20 protein-coding genes are annotated in these 21,243 nt (G+C 52.9%); 2 read left to right on the forward strand and 18 right to left on the reverse strand.

Annotation, left to right across the window (positions count from 1 at the left end):
- Positions 1-73: 73 nt before the first annotated feature.
- The 4 genes from AC07OT_RS01445 to AC07OT_RS01460 form a co-directional block, all read right to left on the reverse strand.
- On the reverse strand, positions 74-1,288 hold the full coding sequence (locus AC07OT_RS01445) for a hypothetical protein (protein WP_495107219.1): 1,215 nt from the start codon (positions 1,286-1,288) through the stop codon (positions 74-76).
- 137 nt (positions 1,289-1,425) lie between these two features.
- A complete protein-coding gene (locus AC07OT_RS01450) occupies positions 1,426-2,574 on the reverse strand; it encodes a hypothetical protein (RefSeq protein WP_495107220.1) in 1,149 nt (382 codons plus the stop codon).
- Positions 2,575-2,683: 109 nt separating this feature from the next.
- The gene (locus tag AC07OT_RS01455) at positions 2,684-3,154 is read right to left on the reverse strand and encodes a hypothetical protein (protein ID WP_495107221.1); all 471 of its coding nucleotides are present in this window, start codon (positions 3,152-3,154) and stop codon (positions 2,684-2,686) included.
- A gap of 597 nt (positions 3,155-3,751) precedes the next feature.
- Positions 3,752-4,012: a hypothetical protein gene (locus tag AC07OT_RS01460; RefSeq protein ID WP_193040903.1), complete on the reverse strand. Its 261-nt coding sequence runs from the start codon at positions 4,010-4,012 to the stop codon at positions 3,752-3,754.
- A gap of 432 nt (positions 4,013-4,444) precedes the next feature.
- Here AC07OT_RS01460 and AC07OT_RS01465 point away from each other — a divergent pair, with 432 nt between their 5' ends.
- The gene (locus AC07OT_RS01465; protein ID WP_495107222.1) at positions 4,445-5,431 is read left to right on the forward strand and encodes a hypothetical protein; all 987 of its coding nucleotides are present in this window, start codon (positions 4,445-4,447) and stop codon (positions 5,429-5,431) included.
- A 155-nt stretch (positions 5,432-5,586) separates the two neighbouring features.
- On the opposite strand, the gene AC07OT_RS01470 is transcribed toward AC07OT_RS01465, so the two are convergent.
- The 4 genes from AC07OT_RS01470 to AC07OT_RS01485 all read right to left on the reverse strand — a co-directional run bounded on the left by AC07OT_RS01470 (position 5,587) and on the right by AC07OT_RS01485 (position 8,007).
- On the reverse strand, positions 5,587-6,219 hold the full coding sequence (locus tag AC07OT_RS01470) for an HAD family hydrolase (protein ID WP_495107223.1): 633 nt from the start codon (positions 6,217-6,219) through the stop codon (positions 5,587-5,589).
- A gap of 59 nt (positions 6,220-6,278) precedes the next feature.
- Complete coding sequence (locus AC07OT_RS01475) at positions 6,279-6,776, reverse strand: hypothetical protein (RefSeq protein WP_495107224.1); 498 nt, start codon at positions 6,774-6,776, stop codon at positions 6,279-6,281.
- Between the two features lie 173 nt (positions 6,777-6,949).
- Positions 6,950-7,273 (reverse strand): hypothetical protein, encoded by a 324-nt coding sequence (locus tag AC07OT_RS01480; protein ID WP_495107225.1) that lies wholly within the window; start codon positions 7,271-7,273, stop codon positions 6,950-6,952.
- Complete coding sequence (locus tag AC07OT_RS01485; RefSeq protein ID WP_495107514.1) at positions 7,273-8,007, reverse strand: metallophosphoesterase family protein; 735 nt, start codon at positions 8,005-8,007, stop codon at positions 7,273-7,275. Before AC07OT_RS01485 ends, AC07OT_RS01480 begins: the two co-directional genes overlap by 1 nt.
- Positions 8,008-8,299: 292 nt before the next feature.
- Between AC07OT_RS01485 and AC07OT_RS01490 the strand changes: the two genes are divergently transcribed.
- Positions 8,300-8,674: a helix-turn-helix domain-containing protein gene (locus AC07OT_RS01490; RefSeq protein ID WP_495107226.1), complete on the forward strand. Its 375-nt coding sequence runs from the start codon at positions 8,300-8,302 to the stop codon at positions 8,672-8,674.
- A gap of 47 nt (positions 8,675-8,721) precedes the next feature.
- Here AC07OT_RS01490 and qatD read toward each other — a convergent pair whose 3' ends face one another.
- The 10 genes from qatD to solA form a co-directional block, all read right to left on the reverse strand.
- Positions 8,722-9,489: a Qat anti-phage system TatD family nuclease QatD gene (gene qatD, locus AC07OT_RS01495; protein ID WP_495107227.1), complete on the reverse strand. Its 768-nt coding sequence runs from the start codon at positions 9,487-9,489 to the stop codon at positions 8,722-8,724.
- Positions 9,486-10,862, reverse strand: a complete 1,377-nt coding sequence (gene qatC / locus AC07OT_RS01500) for a Qat anti-phage system QueC-like protein QatC (protein ID WP_495107228.1) — start codon at positions 10,860-10,862, stop codon at positions 9,486-9,488. Before qatC ends, qatD begins: the two co-directional genes overlap by 4 nt.
- Positions 10,859-11,740, reverse strand: a complete 882-nt coding sequence (gene qatB / locus AC07OT_RS01505) for a Qat anti-phage system associated protein QatB (RefSeq protein ID WP_495107229.1) — start codon at positions 11,738-11,740, stop codon at positions 10,859-10,861. The genes qatC and qatB overlap by 4 nt, the downstream gene beginning before the upstream one ends.
- A gap of 10 nt (positions 11,741-11,750) precedes the next feature.
- Entirely contained in the window at positions 11,751-13,709 is a 1,959-nt protein-coding gene (gene qatA, locus AC07OT_RS01510) for a Qat anti-phage system ATPase QatA (RefSeq protein WP_495107230.1), read from the reverse strand.
- Positions 13,710-13,847: 138 nt separating this feature from the next.
- Entirely contained in the window at positions 13,848-14,258 is a 411-nt protein-coding gene (locus AC07OT_RS01515; protein ID WP_495107231.1) for a hypothetical protein, read from the reverse strand.
- Between the two features lie 18 nt (positions 14,259-14,276).
- Positions 14,277-15,263 carry a TniQ family protein gene (locus tag AC07OT_RS01520; RefSeq protein WP_495107232.1) on the reverse strand — a complete coding sequence of 329 codons (987 nt, stop codon included), beginning with the start codon at positions 15,261-15,263 and terminating at the stop codon, positions 14,277-14,279.
- Positions 15,264-15,279: 16 nt separating this feature from the next.
- Positions 15,280-15,840: a hypothetical protein gene (locus AC07OT_RS01525; RefSeq protein WP_495107233.1), complete on the reverse strand. Its 561-nt coding sequence runs from the start codon at positions 15,838-15,840 to the stop codon at positions 15,280-15,282.
- Between the two features lie 112 nt (positions 15,841-15,952).
- Positions 15,953-16,867 (reverse strand): TniB family NTP-binding protein, encoded by a 915-nt coding sequence (locus tag AC07OT_RS01530; protein ID WP_495107234.1) that lies wholly within the window; start codon positions 16,865-16,867, stop codon positions 15,953-15,955.
- Positions 16,864-18,657 (reverse strand): transposase, encoded by a 1,794-nt coding sequence (locus AC07OT_RS01535; protein ID WP_495107235.1) that lies wholly within the window; start codon positions 18,655-18,657, stop codon positions 16,864-16,866. Before AC07OT_RS01535 ends, AC07OT_RS01530 begins: the two co-directional genes overlap by 4 nt.
- A 1,215-nt stretch (positions 18,658-19,872) precedes the next feature.
- Positions 19,873-21,081, reverse strand: coding sequence for an N-methyl-L-tryptophan oxidase (gene solA, locus AC07OT_RS01540; protein WP_495107236.1), 1,209 nt, complete (start codon positions 21,079-21,081; stop codon positions 19,873-19,875).
- Positions 21,082-21,243: the final 162 nt, after the last annotated feature.

The following is a 21,243-nucleotide window of genomic DNA, read 5'->3' on the forward strand; positions in this document are numbered from 1 at the left end:
GAATTGGGAGGATGAATGAGGTGATGTGTCCCAAGCAACGTCGTTGCGATCATTAAGTCCGCCTTGTCGCGGATCAGGTACCCGCCACACGTTCCAATATTGCTCCGACCCCATCACGACTTTGGAATATCACCTGGCCAGCTGAAACTACCTTTCCGTCTCCTGAGCTTTTCGCATTGTCAGGGGGCGGGGCCAGCATCGCCGGGGTTTCAGCAACTGCCGGAGCGTTATCAGAAACCAGGTTTTCTAAGGCCTCCTCTAGCACGTCGAGCCTACAGAACGGCTGCATTGTCCAAGCACCTTGATCGCCCAAATCGACAATTCGTCGTTTGCCTGTGTACACGGAACCAAGATCATCAATATCTACCGCGCTTCGCCGAGCAGCATCCATTTCGGCTCTCGCTAGCCCCAGAGGGCCACCAATGAAATGGTTGGCCATAGCGTTTAAACCTAAGAGATAGAAAGCGTTGGTGAAATTGATTTTCTGAACAGTTTTTATCGCTTTGCTGGTAGTGCTCACTCGGCTCGAATGCCCAGTGCCCGGAGGAAGAGAAGAGCCTAGAAATCGTCCGTGCGCGGTTACTAGGCCGACACCATTCGGATTTGCCAACGAGGCCGCGATAATGCGCCCCTCGGTAGCCGTGCCACCGCCAGCTAATTTTACTAGTCTGTTTGAGTAGATTTGACGCTTCCACTCATTCTTGGCGATCTGTCGCACTTCCTGCATCGTTCGAGCAGAACCCTTAGCATCGACTAAACATACGTTGCTCGAGGAAGCAAACACAAAGTCAGGCGCGGGTGCTTTGGTTTTAGCTTTGGCTGAGCCGGAAGCTTTCGACGTCGATGCTGCGGAGCTTATGATCAAAACTGCGGGAGTTGTACAGTCCTCCCAATGACCGCACCATGCGTATCCTAGATCTTGCATCTCCAAGTAAGCCAAGGCTGCACCGATTGTTCCTTTTATACTGGAACCAATGAAGTCTTTCGTGTAATTAAAATTGTGATGAAGAAAAATTCTATTAGTTACCTTTGCGCCCGGACTGTAGAGATTAGGTGTCAGATAGCATAAAGCAGCTGCGCCCAGCCCTCGTCCAGCCAGCTGACCTCTTAGTCCAATTTTTTGCCCGAGTATTGACGCGCGGGTTGACGCATAAATAAAAAGCGATGGATCAATAGCTAGCGGTGGCCCAGCTGGAATAACGGGTTTATCCCATGATGCCTTCGTTCGGACTTGCTTCAATTTGTAAAGTTCGTAGCGTGGAACATCCTTAATTCCGTGGAACCACATTTGGCCGTCTCCAGTCGCTCGTACATGATGATGGAGCGCGATGATATCATGGCGCCACCTCGAGCAGGATCCCTGGCAACAGCCATTTCGCTTAGATGTTGGTAGCGAAAGCCTCGAAGATGTTATCCGGGTACGGTTTAGTTCGACGTCCCCGCTTGCCTCTTCAATTCGGCAACCTTGAAAGCGATTTCCTCTTTGACGCTCAGAGGGGGGATCTGGATTGGAGGCAAATCTTGGATGCTTTTCAACATGGCCCATGCCGCGAAGTCATGGAAAGGGTTAAGTCCCATCACATTGCCTAACGTTTCATCCGCCTGCAGCTTACTGGAGGCAATTTGCGCAAAGCAGCTGACCGCAGCGTCCAGGTGCCAGTCGGAAATGAACAATAGCAAAGCCGAAAACGCCAACAGCGGTTTGACATTTTTCAGCCCATTCAAGGGGTAGTGAGCTTTCGACAATCGTCTCAACGGGCTATGGTTTGAGCACATGAATGCTGCAAGCCGGTTAGTAAGCTGGAAGTGGTTTTGCAGAACTGTAGGGTCATAGACCGATTTTCCATGGTAGTCAGTGGCCAGCTTTTCGAGGCGCTCAACCATTGCACCTGGGTACAGGCGTTTCTCCCGGATGATGTCTAGCGTAGCGCGATGGCGTTGAGAAACCTCTCGCGTTGCTGCTGCCTCGAAATTAAAACCGGGAATGCCCAGCACCTCTGTCGTCAGCTCAATAGGCACAGCATCCAAATCTTGTGACCATGAGACATGACGATGCAGTCCATCCAACCATCCAGGCAGTTTGGGATCCAGCGTAATGGTGAACTGCGACTGTAGCTTGGTCTGGAAGAACCACTCGCGCATCCGCCGAATATCCCACTGCGTGAATATCTCTAGCTGAATGCCTTTGCATACGAGCTCCCGCACAACCCTGGAGACGCCATCCTTCGCAGACGAAAACTGGACAAGGTTTTCCGGGATGAACGCAGCTGAGACATTGCCCGAAAAGTCACAGAATGGATGGTGTCCTGTTGAACTATCGCTTTGAGGGAACCGGAAGTACGCCTGCCGCACATCGTGACCATCGACCTTGGACTTGCTCGCCCTTACCACCTCCGCACCTGTGCAGAAGCACGAGGGGCACTCGAGATCCGTCGAACAATGCACCTTCCAGCTTTCCGAAATGGGCGTACTCTTCGACGGCATGACATAACCAGTCTCAGCCCCTAGCTGTGTTAATAGCTGCTGAACGTCCAATTCCATCCGGCGGGATGCGGAAAAAACGGTTAAGGGCATGGCGACTCCATTCACGCGAGGGTTGATCCATCATGCTCGAGCTTAACCACATTTCGCCTACTGCGCTAAGGGTGGAGCTGGCTCACTCGCCACTGCTGATGATCACAGGTCAATAAAACCTTTCGTAGTCGCCTCGGAAATCACCGAGCTCCACCAGCCCCTCCAGCACAGCTGCACTCGATGTGAGGAGAGACTGCGTACGTTGAGGGCAATCCCAGCCAGCGGCGCCATGCTTGCCACCATGGAATAGATTGTTGCGAACTGTTTTCACCGTTCGGACAACCTTCGCTAGGTCAGATCTACAGTCTTGAAATCCAACTGGCGCCCACTCCAAAACCAACCCGGCTCCAACCACTTGCCGATCAGGTGGAGCAGCAAGAAGCTCTGCCGCTTCAGCTGTCAGCGCGTAGGTTTCGGCATGGCGCTCTACAAATTTGTCCCAACCTGGTTCAGCTTTCTGCCCAGGGATTTCGAATTTTAGGTAACCGTTCTCTTTGAGACAGAACTCAAATCGTGAAAACCGGTAGAAGAAGTCAAACGCGAGCAATGAGAGCTCGATCGGTATCTCACCTTTACGCATAGCACCCTCTCGAACGGCCTGAGCACAAGAGTGAAGTATAACTCTACGAGCTTGGGCGCGCCGTCACTGGCTGAGCACCCAGGAACAAGCCACCCGCCACTTCAGCCTTCTAACCCTTTGGAGGTCAAAGCAGCGAAGCCGCGCGAGGGGCGAAACACCGAGCTCTTGGTGGAATACACCACCCGATGACGTAATGGCTTGCGAGAACTCAAGCAAATCGCCGAACCGTCCTGCTCTATTTCGATCCAATTGATAGCCTAGAATTGCGAGGCTCAAGTAATCAGACTCAAGCCGTCCATGTAGTTGTTCAAGGCTGGGCTTATGATGGTTGCGTCCGATTTGTGAGTCTTTACCGGGGCTGTTTTGCCATCGAAGAACTTGGGCAGTGCACTTACCAGTTCCTGCTTAGTCGCGGCTCGCTTGGACGCTTGACCCGGAGCGCGCACTCCTGTGATAGGGGCGCGAGAATGAGTTGTCCTGTGTGGTACAGAGTGGCCAGTTCGCGTGGATGGACATTCACCTGCAGGCTTGATTCACACACCCTAACGTCATCCGAGAGCAGTTTCGATCCTGCTCTCAGACGACCTGATTTGCGTCTCAGAAGAGCTTGTGCTCTCGACGCAACTGGATCGAAATCATCTTGGCGCAGCCCGTTAGGGCGAAGACCACAGCGCAGCTTGCTACGTACGGGAATGACTCCCACAGCGTCATGCATTGTGTGACCTCAATCGTCGCCCAAGCGAGATCCCACATTCCTTTGATTGCCATCGAGAGTGCTCCGGGAATGAGCAACCATGCACCGATAACCTTGGCTTGTGGGGATTGGGTGCACTCATACAGCTTGCGAAGCATTTTCACATCAGCATCCTCTGGTGGTAAGAAGATCCCACTCTAGGGAGGTGCCAATCGAATGTCCTCTCAACTGGATGCATTTACTCAATGACGGTGCTGATGACGCACCGCCCGATGGCATCTCTCAGCCGCAACGAGTCCTTGTGAGCCGCCGCCGTCTCAAGCCCGTGTTCCTGAGCGATTGCTGAAGCTACTTCGCGCCTTGTGTCCGCTCCTGCCCCGTTGATACATTCTGGGATCGGGGATGAAGTTAACGGATATCGACCCCTCCACTGCCGCGCTAGCAGATCGAAAGCTAGACGCTAAAGCGTCCGGCTTTGAAGTAATCGACCTCTGACTTAATGCTCATCGTCAGTGTAATGGGCAGTGACCGCGACGACTCAACCAACTCCCGCGGCCGGCCTTTAACAAAATGAGGCGTTACCAGGAGGTACATCTATGGGCATCAAGATGAGCCAGGCACGAGACCAAAATGGCCATTTTTGGGATGCGGAGACCTATCAGAAAGGGCTAGGTGCAGAACCGCTGCTGTGCATGCATTGCGAGACAAACGTGGCTCACAACCCTCCTTACACCAGGGAAATGTACGACAAGTCAGTATTCGTACCTGGTTACTTCCGCTTGAAGCCCAAGGGGGCTCATGCCGCGCACTGCGATTACGGCGTCGATGAAGAAATCGAAAAGATTGCGAAATCCTCAGAGGATCTCATCGAGAGCATTCAGCGCGACAAATATCGCCTGCGCTTGGTCATGATCCAGGAGGCATTGGCTGGCAATGCAGGTAAGCCTAGGCAGGGCGATGGAGAAAGACGCCAGGGCGGCCGTACTTACACCTCAAATCCGGCGCTTCTGCCGGCGTATGTCAACTCGGCTAACAGAGTCCTAAAGCTGCGCGCACTGTGCGCAAGCAATGAGGAGATGGAACAGCATCTTGAGCTGGTCTTCGAGGGCAACACCACCGTCTCGTGGGATCAGTTCTACTTTGAGCAAGAGCGCCATAGACACGCCTACCACGCCGTGTCACAAAACACCGTGTCGCACCCTATTGCAATCCAGGGCCGTATCAAGAGCGTGCGATACGCTGTTAAAGACAAGCCTTCGAGCAATGTGATCAACCTGGTAATGAACAAGGTGCAAGCCGATCCAAATGATCCATCCAATGGCATTGGTTTGGAGGTGAGCATCTGGTCGAACCAGCCCGAATGGTTCAAAGGCTTCGAGCAAGACGAAGAGGTGGTAGTGCTTGGGATCTGGCGCCACTCAGTTTCTGAACCACGGCCAGCACCGATGCAAGGTGGAAGGTATGAAACCCTGACCAATCGTAGGCTCTCCTTAACTCTCGCACTAAAGGCTCAAATTAGCCTTGTCGAGCCCCTCAAGGTCGCAGGTAAGCGAGCCAGTGTGGAGCCCTCTGCTGCAGAGTAGAGTGCCCCCACCAAATCAGTGGGGGACACGCTATAAGTCGGGAATGATCTGTTGGTTACCTCGCATACACTTGAGTACAAATGTACTCCTGTCGAGATCGGGCACATCTCCTACACCCGCTTCAAAGGTCGAACGCGAAGGGCTGGCTGTGGGCATCAACCTCTGCTGGTGTTGATACCTGTAACAAACTCAAGCAGGTCATAAAAGCGACCCGCTCCACTACGATCCAGATGGTAACCTTCGATGCCGGCCACTCGGGGGCCATCAGCATCACATCGCCGGGAGTCTCCGATCATCAAGACCTGAGGCGCGTTCGATCCTGGGAGTTGGCTGGGTGCAACCTCGAGCTGGGTGCAGATGTGTTGGTACATGGCCACATCAGGCTTCATCAGCCCAACCTCGGCACTGAGCGCATAGCCATCGAGCCCCGGCAGCAAATTCCGGGCTACCGGGCAATACGGGCCACCCAAGTTCGAGCAAACGCCAATTTTTATTTGGTGGTGTCGCAGCAGAGCGAGCGCCGGCAGCGCATCCTCAAAGAGTGTGATCGATTCAAGTTCGAGCTCTAGGCAGCTCTGGAGCTCAGTGAGTTGAGTGGAGGAAAGTTTGATTCCAAAAAAATCAGCAGCCTCCTGCAACCCACAGGCGTTGGTCATAATCCAGCGCAGATCTCCAGGGGAAGCGGCGCGTCCCTGCTGTGAGCCTAGGCGGAGGAGCCGTCGAAAGGGGTTCTGCCGGTTTCGAATCTCCAAAAGCGTACCGAAGAGATCCAAAATTACTGCTGTCATTTATTGCTCCTCATCGACACGCGGCCTTTGCTCTGCATCGCAGCAGTCCAGCTTGACAGCTACTGTACAATCACTCCATGCGCGGCGAGCTCGTTTAGCAGCGTATCCCGGCGCAGCATCCGGGGGATCTTAAAGAGACTTCTGTATGCATAGAAGAGGCACACAGGCGTAAACAGCAGCCCGATACCAAAAGTCGCTGTTGCGATGATCAAACCCGCAGGAATTGCCGCTACCGCGAAAACAATCCCTTTAAGAATGCTGGATTTAGCAACCTGTCGCAGGTGATCAAGGTCATACTCAACCTTTCCATCTGCCTTTTGGAACGCCACTAGAACGATGGTTTTCTTGTTCAAATGCTTGTAGTACCAAGTGCGAGGCTTGTCAGTAACAATCGCCCCGTGCCTTTTCAGGTAGTCGAGCATGCAAACTTCTTTGAAATAGAAGGTTTTCCCTTCACTGTCTTCACACCGAACTTGGCTATAGAGCGTATCAATTTCAGCAGAATTTTTAACATTGTAGTTCTTGATGGTAAGTTCAATTCTTTTCAGACCAGACATGCATTTTCCTTAGTGCTTTCAAAGGCCACGTGAACACGAGTGCGCACGAAGCCGTCCAGCGGGTTGGTCAGCGGGATATATAAAGCTCTAAATCCGAGGTGCTCGCCGCGCCTTGCCAAGTACTACAGGTTGAAAGCGGCTTCCAGGCCGGGTGAGTCAACCCAATTGGATGCTCACCGCGGCTCGCTGAGCTCGCTAGCGATAACGTAGTAGTCTTTGCCGCTTAGGCTGCGCATTAGCTTGAACCCCGCCCTTGTCTCAACAAACTGAAGTGGAGGGGTAGCAACCGTCATCCCATTCGAGCTCACGTTTGACTGATCGTTGTAAACGAGCGCCGCATAGCTCTGCCCTGCCCGTGCTGCGTTGACAAGGTAAGCGTCGACGACCACCCCCCAGGAAATGCCCTGTGCCTGAATGACTTCTGAGGGAAGATCTCGCTCGAGCTCTATCGGCTCGACGGCGTGGTCAAAAAAGTGCTTCATCGCCGAAGTGGCCATTAGATTTGGATCTCGAAAAAAGGGTCAAAACCGGTGTTCTCTCCAGGGTAGCCACGGGGGTTTGAGATCACCCGGCAGCCAGCCAGCTCAACATCTGTAGCCTCATGCGTGTGACCGAACACCCACACATGGGTCTCCTCAATTAGGTGCTGCCAGTCGTTGGTGTACGCTGCAGTAAGATGCCCTTCATGCTGCTCACCAATCACCACGGAAGATGGTGAGTGATGGGTTACCACTACCGTTTTGCCGTCAAATGGTTGAGCAAGCTCTTGGGTGAGCCAGTCCTTAGCGGTGTGGTTCCGGGAAACCAGGTCATCCGGTCTCAATCGTCTGTAGTTCGAGTCTGCCCTGATGTACTTGAAGTCGTTCATGCCTTGCCTGGCAGCGTTGCTAGCGGCGATCTGGTTCCCTGTTGACGTGAAGTCAGTCCACGCTGTGCTGCCGAGGATTCTGACATCCCCCAGAATCAGCGATTCGTTTTCCAGCACATGCACGTGGCCGGCCGCGGCGTCCTTCATCTTCTGCAAGGTGCGATCAAGGTGCCCGTCGTAATATTCGTGGTTCCCTGTGACGTACACGACCAGGCAGGCGAACGTCTCGTTGGCCCATTGGACGCCCCTGGCCTTTTTGTTGATGTCGCCGGCGAGGATTACCAGGTCAACCCCAGCGTCGAGCGGCGGTGGGTCGAAACGCTGGAACTCGGCATGGAGGTCTGAGTAAATTCTGATTCGCAAACGCTGGCCTTGAGGATTTAGCGGTAAATTGACGGAGGCCGGATCTATAAGCGCGGCAAGCGCTAGCGCGCTCCAGCGTGATGGAGCGTGCCCAGCAAAAAATAGTGAGGCACCATAAGTTGCTTTGCGCGCACTATATTGCATGGAGAACAACTGCGCAATATGGCTTTATCCTCGGCTTTGGGTGCTCCAAATGTCGCTGAGAGAACCGTTGGCCGCAGTCTTGAGGCTGTCACGCGCAGCTCGGAACCTGTCCCAAGAAGATTTCCATGGTCGAGTCGAGGCTCGGCAAATGAGTAACATTGAGCACGCCAAGAGCAATCCCACCCTGTCAACGATGGAGGAATTCTCCTCAGTACTCGACATTGATCTTGTCGCCCTACTGGCGGTGGCTTCGTCCTATGCGAGTCACCAAACACCCAAGGAGTTCTTGAAAGGCGTGGCTGCTGAGATCGCGAAGCTCGAAAAACTGGGTGTGCTCGACAAGCTCCATCATGAATTCGAGGACGGCAAGCTACACTCAGTCCATCCCCGTATCAGATCTGGAGAGGCCAATCGGCAGGCGGTGCTCAAGTGCAAGGCTGAAGGAAAAAGCCAGAAAGAGACGGCGGAACTGTTGGGGCTCGACAAGTCTAGGGTTAGCAGGCTTTGGAAAGACGACCATTAAGCGTCGGTACACGCTTGGAGTAGGTACGCGTGATCATCTGGGCAGCACTAGCAACTACGCAGGAGGCTACCCAGGTTGCTGACAATCTGATTCGCGACCATTTCCTGATCGAGCTCCTTGAGCGAAGCGATCGCCTGAATCACATCGCTCACATCTCGAGGCGCTAATGGCCTTCCACCCGCCAGCACGAATGGCCCATCGGTTTCGGTGAGCATACGATCAAGTGGCAGCGATGCTACAAGCGCCCGGTGCTTCGTGGACTTCAACATCTCGATGTTGATCGAGAAGTAGCATCCGAGATCCAAAGCCCGCCTAGCCTCCGCCGCACTGCCAGTGAACCAGTGCAGCACGACTCTACCGCGATCAGGTGGAAGGATGCGCTCGATATGTCCCAGCACCTTTGCAGCAGCGCGGACGCTGTGCACCGTGAGGATCTTGCCACCCTGCTCAGAACAAGCTGACAGGATCCGGAAAAAGATCCGCTCTTGCGCCTCGAAGCTGGAGTAGAACCGAGGGCCGGCATCGAGACCAATCTCTCCGACGTATCGCGTCCCCTCCAGCAAGCGCTCGAACAGCGCGAGCTCCCCTTCACGCTCCGCCACGAGCTGCGGGTGCAAACCCAAGGCGACTCGAACGTGCTTAGAAGTACTAGCCAGTTCCTGATTTCGAGCCCAGGCCTTTGGCGTGGTGGTAACAGCGAGCGTGGCTACCCCTTCCCTATCGCACTCACGAATCAAGGCTTCGTGGTTGGGATAGAGATCCAGGTGGCAGTGAAAATCCACCCATTTCGGACGCTCGCGCACTGTTTGGCTCATAGGGGCTGCGCCCTGACTCCAGTCAAATATCGATGGACTTCATTGAGGCCGTCCACATACACCTGCTCATACGCCTGATGGTCGTCCGGATGGTCGATCAAGGGGCCAGGGATGTGGATGTCGAACCTCGGACTGTTCGGCGCCCGCTGCACTCGGCGGATGGCCATCTGGAATGATCGCACATGTGCCCCGTCAGCCTTGTTCGTGTTCAAGACATTCGCGTGCAAATCGGGAATCACATACGGGGTTATATCATCGCCGCATCCATGGGCAATGGAGGCCCGCCGGATGATACAAGGAACGCAGAAGCCGCAGTGCTTGGGTTGCCGGTTGGTCGGATCCTTTTGGTATCGTGCCTTGCCCGGTGAGGAGCACGACATGGTTTTGTGGACGTTCGCACGGAGAAACTCACCATCAGCGCACTGCTTGGCCATCTGCCCTTTAGTGCGATGTCCATACATGTTGTGCAACCGCATCCGAAGCCCAAGGCCAGCAAAGAGCTCATTCACACGAGCCATGTAGTAGGGGTGTGTTGTCCGTGTGCTCAGAGCGCCCAACCGCAGCGGATCCAGCGGGACATTCAAGGAGATCAGGCCGTTCTCAGGAACATGGATCACCATCTCCTCGCCCGTGGCATCGGCCGCCAACGCCGCCAACGCGAAGAACAGGAATGAGCGCCCCCGCAGCGTATCTTCACCCTTTGTGTTGGCCACCAGCCCTTGCGGGAAGCCCACCCTGGCCTGTACTTGGTGGATCGGAGTATCAGGGTATCGCTCCTGGAGCGCCTCAAAGCATTGATCCTGATATTTGCTGGTGCTGTTGGAGTCCCAGTAGTGGCTCACCAGCAGCGGAGACTCCCCTTGGGCCAGCAGGTCGATCGCACCAATGAAGCTGTCCATACCTCCCGAGAACAGACACACGCTTGTGGGTGTAGCGCTCCGAAAGAGCTCCACGATGGGGGCCAGCTCCTCCAAGCCTTCAGGCCTGGCGCGGAAGAAGACCCTCCATCGATCGCCGGTTAAGAAATGCAGGGTCGAGTCAAGCAGCGCAGACATCGAAGTCCACAACGCAGGATCTGCCACAGGCACGTAAAGGTCGATCTCACGCGTCCAGGCATTCTGGGATTCGGTCTTCCGGGATATCCGGGTGTCAGCCGCCGTGAGCGCTCCGGCTACGAGGGCCAGGTCGATTGAGGTCTCGCTGGGGCGCATGCCCTTATTCGCAAGCTGATCGATCGCTTGCCCAATACCAAAGCTCAGACGCTGGTAACCATCCAGAAAGGAAATTGCGGTTTCATAGCTCCCTGGGTGCTGGATGTCGATCGGATCGGTATCGCTGTCGCCGAGCCGGCAGATGATGCTGTGGTGTCTCATTGAGCTGCCTCCCCTGCGACCGCAATGACCTCGAAAGCCGATTCGTAAATTCTGCTGATCACGCCCTGGATGTCCTGATCCGTGAGACCTGGCAATCCCTCCAACCTATTGGACAAGCGCCCTCTCGTTGCTCCTGTAATGAAGTCATGAAGCTCGGTCTGCATATGCTCTACCGCCTCAACGTCATCGGGGATAGTCACGCCTCGTTGCCCGAGGTCGGCCATCACCATCCCCTCGATCGACTGCGACACGAAATCTAAAAAGAATTCGTTCATCTGTTCTGGCGTCATTTCATCGAACGTAGTCTCGCCGGACTCGGCGAGCGCGATGATATTTTCAAGCATGGCCTGACGTGCTACAGCCTCGTCGATCGCTCCGCCGGCAGGACATACAAACTCAACGAGGGCCATGAATACTTCAGAAGATGGACGGCCTGCCAGGCCATTCAGATTCAGCCGGCGCAATACCTCGGATGCACCGAAACGCTGCACATCCCTGATGACGCCAAGCAGGCGACCAGCCGCTGCACGGGACGCCCCCATGCGCCGAGCCGCACGTCCAGCCCCGCCCGTTCCGCTTCTCACATAGCCGGAGAGTGCTCTGCCCAGCGCGCTGCGGCTGCCGGTTCTGGCAAAGCGAGTGAACTGAGTTCGAGACGGCTGTAGCTTGGAGGTGCCATTGTTGTCTACAGGACGCTGCCCTGACTGGCCTCCCTGCCCTGGCTGATTAGGATTGTTCGGACTGTTTGGATCGCTGGAAGGATTTGAGGGCTGCCCAGCTTCACCGGATTGACCCGGTGTAGTTGCAGGCGCCACATCATCCACCCAAGACGGAACCAGTCCAGAAACAGATCCCCCGTAACCTTTCGATGTTCCCATGCTGCATTCCTTAGCGTTTCGGGCCGAGATCCAACAATTGCTCAGCGGCTACTTTGAGTTTTTTGTTCTCGACCTGTGCGGCCCACTGTTCTTGCACGGCCTGGAGCGCTGATTTTGCGGCTGGCTCAACCAAGCACTCGCTGAAAGAGGACGCCGCCCAGCCACCCAATCGCTCGACAGGTAGTCCCCGTATGAATTCGAGCAGTCGGTTTTGAAGCCGTGGCTGCTCTTTGACTAGGCCAACCAGACCGTCGATGCCCTGAGGGCGCTTATCGAAGATGTCTCCCTGGAGGATACGATCCCGGATCGCATCGAAGACCTCTTCAGAATCAGGAGCGGACAGCTCTCGCATGCTGTTGAGCACAGGCGCGCTTTTCAACTTCATACGTGGGCCCATCAGGGTCTCTACCAATGCTTCAAGCTGACTAGTGGCTACGAAGCCTGCGAGGGAACTGCGCTTGTCCCTGGTGACAAAGACGTAAGGCCTCAGATCAACACCGGCGAGTGTCGGGTCGATCCGTGCCCAGTTGAGCGCCCAGTCACTTTTAAGCCATTGCTGAAGCTCAGCACCGATGGCCACGGCCACCTTGGGTTTAGCCTTTCGCTCACCCGTATCCTGCTGGTCATCCTCGACTTCCTGAGGCGCGGCCCTCGCCCGCTTCTCAAGCCCGGCGAGAGCCTCTGGTGCGCCGTCCTGCGCCAAGGATGCGAGCCTCGCGATCTGCTCGTAGAAATCGCTGTAGAAGCGCTCAGCCAACATGATCTTCGCCAGGATTGGCCGGCTGATCTCATTGCCAAACCCACGCTCTTCAGCAATCGCCTGGCGGAGCATCATGGAGTTCAGGAATCGCTTGATCTGGCGTGGGTTACCCCGTGTGCCTTCACTCAGGATCTTGGTGACATGGGCGCTGATGGTGATCGCCTGGCTAACCTCCTCGGTCAGCGTTCCGCCCATGGCCGTCTGCACGACGCTGCGCTCGAGCCCCTTGCTCTTCCACGGCCGCTTCATGTCCTCTCGGGCGATGTCCAGCAACGCTTGGAACTTGGAATTGGTGGCACCCAGGGCATTCTCAAGCTGCAGCAAGGTGATGTAGACACGCGTCTCGGCCAAGCCAAGCGCCGGGATGCGGAACGGTACCTGGATGAGCTTTTCGAGGTAGTTGCGGGCGTAGTTCGACGGGCCTGAGCTTTGCGGGAGGTCTGGAAAATGCTCACGCACTGCATATTCGATCATGGCTTCATCAGAACCGATAACGAACGCGGTGCGCTCAACGAACAGGAACAGCCGTATCGCTTCCAACGTTTCGATTGCCGTTTTCGGCAAGCACCTGTCCAGGTCGTCCACGATAACAACGAGCTGGTCGATGTCCGCGGCGTCCAGCAGCTCTTTGAATTCCTCTCGGAATTTATGGATGTGCTCAGGGAGCTTCTCGGAGTCGTCACCGCCCTCCTTGAGGAAGTCACCGATCTTTTCGGCGGCACCCTTTAGATCATCCTTGCTCACATGATCCAATGGGTTTGTAACCACGGAGGTGACCAGGTCATACACCCCCTTCAACTGATCCATGGTGGGGATGCCAGTCATGGCAGTGAACGCGAAGCCGCCGGCTTTGCGCGCGACCTTCAGCCAGTCAACGCGCTTGAGCACCTTGGCCGCAGCAGCTTTCACTTGTTCTGAGTTTGGCCTTGCTCGCTTCAATTCATCGACGATGGTTTCGATCACCACCGTTTTGGCGTCTTCAAAACCTTCGAACGTCCAGCCATTAAACCAGATGCAGCACACACGATCATTGGCTTCGAGCTCTTCCTGGGTCATCCGCAGGACGCTGGATTTACCGGCACCCCAGTCCCCGTGCACGCCAATGGTAATGGGGGTGTCAGGCGTATCCTTGATGAGTCTCACAACCGTTTTGGAGATCGCGCTGTAGTACAGCAAGTCCGTTGCGGTTTCCTGGTCGTTTAAAAACACTGCGCGTTCCCTCGCCTGCAATCTGCTGATGGGATGCAGTTATACAGGCAATGGGCCACCAAGCGCCAACGTAAGCAGTGATTGAATCGGCACCCGGAGGTTGTCAGGTGCTCTGATGAGCGGAAACCTGACAAATGACTACATAAAATATCGGTTGTAACGAGCCACAGCATTGTTCATAAGCGAATCAAAGACAGGTCTGGCCATGTACCGTACTACTGCCTGACTTCCATAAACTGTAACTGGAAAGTCGTAGAGGAATTCCGTGAACGCGTCAACCAAATCCGCAGTTTGCTGCGTTTGGGTTAGGCCATGAGCATTGATCCACACAAGCTTGGTTAAGCATGAGGGCAACGGCCCAGGCAGCATGAGCCGAAGAGTACCTATCTTGTCCCTGAGTCGGTCAGTCGCATGAAACCAGGCGAGTATTTTCCTCGACGGAAATGAAACGAACATCCCTACATCCGCCTGCGCCCCGAGAACCCCGCCATCTTCGGTAACGGCAAATGGCAGGGAAAAGCGAACCTGCGTTACGAACTGCAGCAGCATATCTCCTCCCGATGATAACTATCCAACCCTGCCACCAAACGCTGCAATAAATTCTGCCAGGTAAGGGCTGTGAAATTTGCTTGAGAGCTGAATCAATTGCACGAAGAGCTGCCTTCCATGTTCTGGAGTGAAGACGTTAGCAGATCGACCCAAACCGGCTGGGCTATCAAAAAAGTAATGATGGCGGTCAAATGATTGAAGATACTGCTCCGCTTCTAGTCGCTCACCTTCCTCCAAAACATTCAAGATCAAGCCAGTCAGCAGTATTGCTAGCTGCCTACGCATTACCGGACTTATTAACGGCCCCAAATGAAAGTTATATCGGAAAAACCTGGCATCAGAACTAGTCGACTGCTTGGGGAACAAAGAATTAATTATGCCATATCGGGGATAAAGCAATATTCGTATTAGAGTCTGGATTAATCGCCACTCAGAATTCTCTCCATCACCCGAGGCAGAAATCTCAACGCTGGACATATACGCCTGCACTGACAGCATAGCGTCAAACACCTTAGGTGTCAGAGTGGCACGGGGAAATTCTACCGGACTTGACTGGGCATGGTAGTAAGCGAAGATCTTCACTGCAATGTTAAGTTTGTAGCTCTGCTTTCCGGGCGTGTCGAGCAGCGGAACTGCGTGTGCAGGGCACACAGTTTGAATAACTGAACACCACTCAGTAAGCATTGTGGGAAGCCTAAATGATCGAATGTGATCACAGAAGCATTCGTAGCAGAAGGCTCCGCGATAATAGCGTGGTATTAGCCACGCGCTCTTCGGTGCAAACATAGAAAGATCAGAGTCTGTCTTTCCAAGCCGTTCAAGCGCGACGCTACTAAACTTGTTAGGCAAACAAAAATCAGGATCGAAGTTCGCATGCTGCATTGAGGATTGATAGATCTCCAACAGATCATCAATAGGTCGACCCGCATCAGTTGGAATGGCTCCTTGGCGGTACAGCCAGGAAGTAAATAGTTCGTTCGAGACTGGGAAGATGGCTCCATTCATTTGATATGCACATTCCTTATTTCCACTTGCGTTTCAAAAGGGGGTGACAAAGATGCTGCATGGTTGAAGCGAGATTTCCGTCAGTAATTTCATACAGTCGCGTTAGTGCCATGTTCGATAGATCATGCAATCCAAGCGATGCGGCGACGCCTTGAAAGTGATCAATGTACTGCGCCATACCTGAAAAGCTGCGCAAATAACACTCATGACGCGTCTGAGGCCCCTCAATATGATTGTGACGGATACTACGATCGCGATCCCACCTCGACAATGTCTGAGAAATGATTAGACTCATACCCGGCAACGCTGAAGAAATTTTGCTCAAATGCCCTATAGTCATCTTTCTTATCGGGATAGTTATAGCAAAGTCATCGATATCTTCAATAATCACTCCGGTGATCGGCTGCAATTCTATGAGAGGGGATACAAAAGCCGGAATAGGTGAACGGTGTGAGATACCCTCAGCGCCTAGTCCCAAATGACAGTAAAATGTTTCAAGCAGGTTGCGTCCATTTATGGCTGGCCTCGATGTGAGGGGAATACATGCTGCCCCGATAGAATTCGTGATCTTTTCCATTAATGTCGAAAGGCCTGAACCTGGCTCGGCATTTAATATTATTATAGAGGGCTCAGGCAGCGCCAACTGATCCGAGACCAGATCATAAACTTCTTTCTGGCATGGTGTTAGCCTATCGTTGAGTAGACAACTCTGCATTACGATCACTCTTTGGAATATGTACGTTAAAACCGAATCGCATAGCAATGTTATGCAAACGAGGGAATTGTTCCAGCGAAATGCGCTCGACTCCCGAGTCAATTGCATCCATGGCGAGACATTTCATTATCTTGACAACGTTATCCATGATGCCGTACGACTCGGTATGAATTAGCGTTCTAAGCTCTTCTTCTGAGAGGTCGGATTTGAGTTTGAGCGGAAGATGTGCCTCATAGGTTGCAATGAAATCAACGAAGTCTTGACCCATCTCCCAATCCTTGATGGCAAACTGCACAAACCGCCGATCAATGATACGATCCAGCATGAGGACGCTACATGCTTCAGTATTTCCAAATGCAATTACGCATAGTTTTAGAGTTCCCGACAAGTTACGCATTAGTGAAAGAAGCGTACGTTTCTGAGCGTACGGTTGTAGAAGCGCATCGTTTAGTTCATCAATAACGATGGCACAAATATTGTTCGCCTTAATGTATTTGAAGATTAGCTCTTCTTTGTCAGCAGTGCTACGGCGACCGATCTCAATGCCAAACGCTTCCAGGATACGATCGTGTAACTTGAAGCGATTAGTATTCTCGGTCAGTTCGACAAATACCATTTTCCTGTCAGAGTTTGCGCTGAGAAATTTCAGCCGATGCCACGCAGCTGATTTCCCATCCCCACCCGCACCGTGTATAAAGATGCAAGACGATTGAATCTGATTGCGGGTGTACAACATGTGGTCAATACACTCAAACATCAAAGCGAATTTTGGTGTGTCGATCCAAAAATCATGCCTGCAGATCTCAATACGCTCAGTCGCAGAGAGTTGAAGATTATGGCGAAGTTCTGGTAACACGTGTTCGTATGATGAGAATTCGTCCATGATCATTTTTTGAACCTGTCAATTATCAGTGTAGGCTGCAAAACCTCGGGCGCACCTCGACTACTTTCAATGATACGTGGTGGGCCAATTACTGGTTGGACTGCTGGGTGAGTAGGTAGCCGCTCCGTTTTCGCGGTGATATCTTTGGGCGGCCTTGGCTTTTTATTTTTTTGTGTCTCAACCTCAACTGCTAGTTCGCGCTGCCTTTTTTGGGCTGCCAAAGCATGCTCATCGTCAATCAGCCCTGCGGGCGCGCTATGACCGACGTGTCGGGCACTAGACAAGGCTTTATGGCTACTATAAGACTCCCAATTTTTGGACAGTTGATTCTTGGTATATATGCACGGGACATGTAGAAATCTCCCTGGCACCATAACCCAGATTGAATCCAGGTCATAAGGCTGAAACCTTATCTCCACATCTCTTGCACCAATATACGGGTCAAGTTCGATACTATGATACCTTCTGCCCGCAAAATTTATCCCATATGATTGAATCGTGTGATTGTAAGATGGCGCCAAAAAATCAATCTCAAAGCGCTTCTGTTGATCCGGCCTAATCACCCTCTCATGATCTAGAAGCCCTTGTGAATCATAATGAACCCACGCCTGGCGCGGAGTGCTATGCAAGCCTTCATGCACCGTACCATGGTAAATAATCGCCTGTTCAAGCAGCCACTTACCACATTCCACTATGTTATATCTAGCGTCTCGCTCTGGATTTAAGCCTGCTCGTTGAATCACATTACTACCTGTGGTTCCGGGCAGGAAGTGAACTTCCCCCATGAAAGTTCCTATTACGCGCTCGATCAACCCGCCGTACCACTTTTTGTCGACTGGACGATGATCCCAATCCATCCCCCATCTCCTACACGTTGCCATGAATCTAGGACTTGTGAACTCAGCAGCATTGTCCGTGTATATCAAAAAGGGGATGCCGTAAAACGGATATTCCCTGGGATCGATCCCGTAGAGTTCTAAAAACCTAGACTTGTCCTGGACTGCAAAGGCGAGAGCGCTTGCTACAGTTATTAAGTTCGGGGGGCGGAAGCTCAGATACATCCCAAGTATCACCCTTGTGAGGGAACACATGATTATTGTCAACCAAGGGCGCCCTAGCAAAACCTTGCGATCAAACTCGTCGACCAAAAGCATGTCAACCATAGTGTGATCCATCTGGACTTGCTGAAGCACACGCTCCATAATTTTTTTCTTGGGCTTCGGCTTGTATTTGTTGTCGCCAGCCTCCTTGCCATACTTTCTGTAATACTTTTCTTTTTCCGGCTTTGCAGCCACAAACTTCCTACATTGATACCTGCTGGGCGGCAACTCATCTTCAGGCACCAGTCCTTGTGCCCCCTTCCAAACTTTCGCTGATGATGCTTTTGGCCCCTTATAATTCTCCTGATATGAAAGTTCGAGAGCGCTGAGCTGGCCCGGTGTTAGCTTATGGTTTCCGGGCTTGGTTCCGCGCTTTTTTCTAGTTAGCTCAAGATAGCTAGTCGACTGTAAAAATGACCGATAGAGATTGTAGAACTGGCTTTTTTTGACCTCCAAAAGCTCCATGGCTTTGGCTTGACCTATCAAGCCTAGTCTCAGTTGCTTGAATATCGCATCGCGCTTCCGCGCAAGCCGTAACTCTGCATCGCTCACATCGAGAGCTTCATAAGGCACGGCGGATTGAGTAACTGTAGCGTTAGCTGGCTTCCAAGGCCGTGGGATCTTCAGGGGTGGAACCTTAACTCGAACCGGCTTAGAAGCATGAATAGTTATGGCCGTGCGAATTTCCTTACTCACCTTAGTTATCACCTGTCATGTCAAACTCATAGTAGTAATCAACCATCCGAGACCCATTGACTCTTACATGCTCGTGGTTAACACCATCACTTTATTTCACTAAAATGGTGAGGCGACCTCTTGGAACCATGACTCTGCGCCGCCATCAGAATGATCTTGGTTGAGGTAATCGCCGCCGCTGGTAAGTGGCCGGCGCTCGCCTACATCAAACCTTTTGCAGCCGTATGCCGGCCAGGTCTTCATGGGCATGCAGTCCCATCACGCAGGACTTACGTTTTGATAGACGACTACTGAAATCTATCAGAAGACTACACGTCAGTTGCTAGTGACAGACGCTAGCTTACAACGCCGATAGCCACAACAACTTTTATTAACGCACTACCGTCAACAAACTGGCAGTCCGAATAATGCTTAAATTGAAATTTAAACATTGGGATTTATTTGGTATTTTTTTCGATGTATTTTTCCTGCCAGCACAATCACTTGTGAGCGAGCAATTTAATTACCTATAAATTGAAAATCGCAATATATAAATAAAGCGACGATCCGATTACCCCCAGACATGGTTATAACGCCCGAAAGAATATGAAATTTTTCGTCTATTAAATCGCGTCTCTTATGAGTGCAGGATAGCATCTGCATCCCTGATGGTATGGCGTGAACCTCGTTCCAGAACTGAATGTACTTTCGCCTGGACGCATTCTTGTAATGCAACCATCGGCTTCCTTGGGCTCGTTGGGTAAGATTTAGACGAGCCATTTAAGCGCTTAGGAGAGCGAACGCGTTGAATTCACTTTCTGAAAAATGATTGCGGACTGCCAGTCTGTTTCCCGGCGATGACTAACCGCCGTTGACAGCTGAGCTCGCGGCGAGGCAGCGACAAAGCCCCTTAAAGACATTCGCGCTTGGCCTGTGACTGAGTTCAGGATGGGGCTAGAGGTTGTCGTACAACTGGTCGACTAAGCCCCCGTTCAGTGCAGTCGTTGAGTGGAAAATGGCTGGAATTGCAGCTTTTTACCGGAAAACAGAAATCTGTTTTCCAATCTAGGGCTAGCACTGTTCATTTTGCTCAATGAAATCAACCGCTTGTACGATTCCGATAAAGCGGTGCCCGTCACAGTTCGTACCTGACGGCATTACTCATCGCCGGAGGGAACGCTAATGCTTGACTTACTTCTCAGCGAATCAAGATTCATGAGCGTGTTCCCGGAACGCTTACGTATTCGGCATCGTGAATCCGGCTTTACGTCCATGATAGCGCTCGAAGCGTTTAAGGGAGAAAGACGAGAGATCCAAGTCGGTCGAACCGCGTATGCACCACTGTGCAAACGCTTCGCCTAACGCGGCGGAATGTTTGAAGCCGTGACCGGAACAGGCGGACACCACCAAGGTGTTCTGCCACGACGGATGCTCATCGATAATGAAATGGCGATCCGGCGTCACGGTGTAGGCGCAGACAGCAGACTTGACCACGTTCGAGGTAACACCGACGATGCGGCCGCGCACCTGGTGCTCATACATGTCCCGCTCTTCCGCCGACGAGACCGTACGATCCATTGTTTGCGGCAACGAAGTAGTGTGGTATTGCGCGGTGGCGATTTTCAGGCTGCCCTCGCCGTGTAATGCGGGAAAGCCGTAGTTGATTTTGTCGTCGCCACGGCCGTGAGTGAGGATAAACGTCGGTGAGTGATCCACCCACTCGGCGCCCTCCTCCAGCCCGAACCAGAACAGCTTCTGCCGGTAGACGCTGAGCAGGCTGTCAAACGGCTCGCCCAGCAAACCGCCGCTCCAGTTGCCGGCGCTAATCACAAGCTTGTTAGCAAAGAGCGTGCGCAGATTCGTAGTGACATGAACTCCCTGCTCATTCGAGCTAATCCCAGTGACGGTTTCGCCTTTGTAGAGGATTGCTCCGTGTTGCTCGGCCAACTTGAGCTGCACATCAATGCAACGTTCAGGACGTACAAAACCTCCACCTGGCTCGAAATAGCCGATGGCAGTGTCGTGTACGTTGGCAAATTGTGGAAAGCGCTGGCGAATCTGTTCGGCGGATAAAACGTCGTGCTCGATACCATAGGCCTGTGCTAGGCCGATGGTGCGCAATGTGAAGTCGGTTTTATCGTTGGGGTCAAACTCGGGACTCGAAGTCAGAACCAATAGACCCGACTGTTCGAACAGCGACTCCCCGGACAATTGCTCAAGCTCGCGCCAGATGCGGTGGGAATTGCGCACAATGGGCACGTACTGCGCGCCCTCACCCACCGAAAGCCGGGTAATACGCGTATCGCCATGGCTGGAGCCCAGGTTGTGAGGTGGGTGATGGCGGTCGATACCCACAACATTCGCACCCGCCTTCGCCAACTGATACACCGTAGCGGCCCCCATGGCCCCCAATCCCAGTACCACTACATCACACCGCTCGGACATCAACGCTCACCGGTCAAAAAGAAGCCAGTTGAAAGTGAAGCCGATTAAGAATCAACGACTAAAAGAGCATATGCATATTATCAACCGAGCATCACCGGCCGCTCTGCTGCTGCAATACTACGCAGTGCTGAGTCCAAACACGCGCCTCTCCCGGCAACACAG

This window comes from Pseudomonas sp. GW821-FHT09C10 (assembly GCF_059418085.1).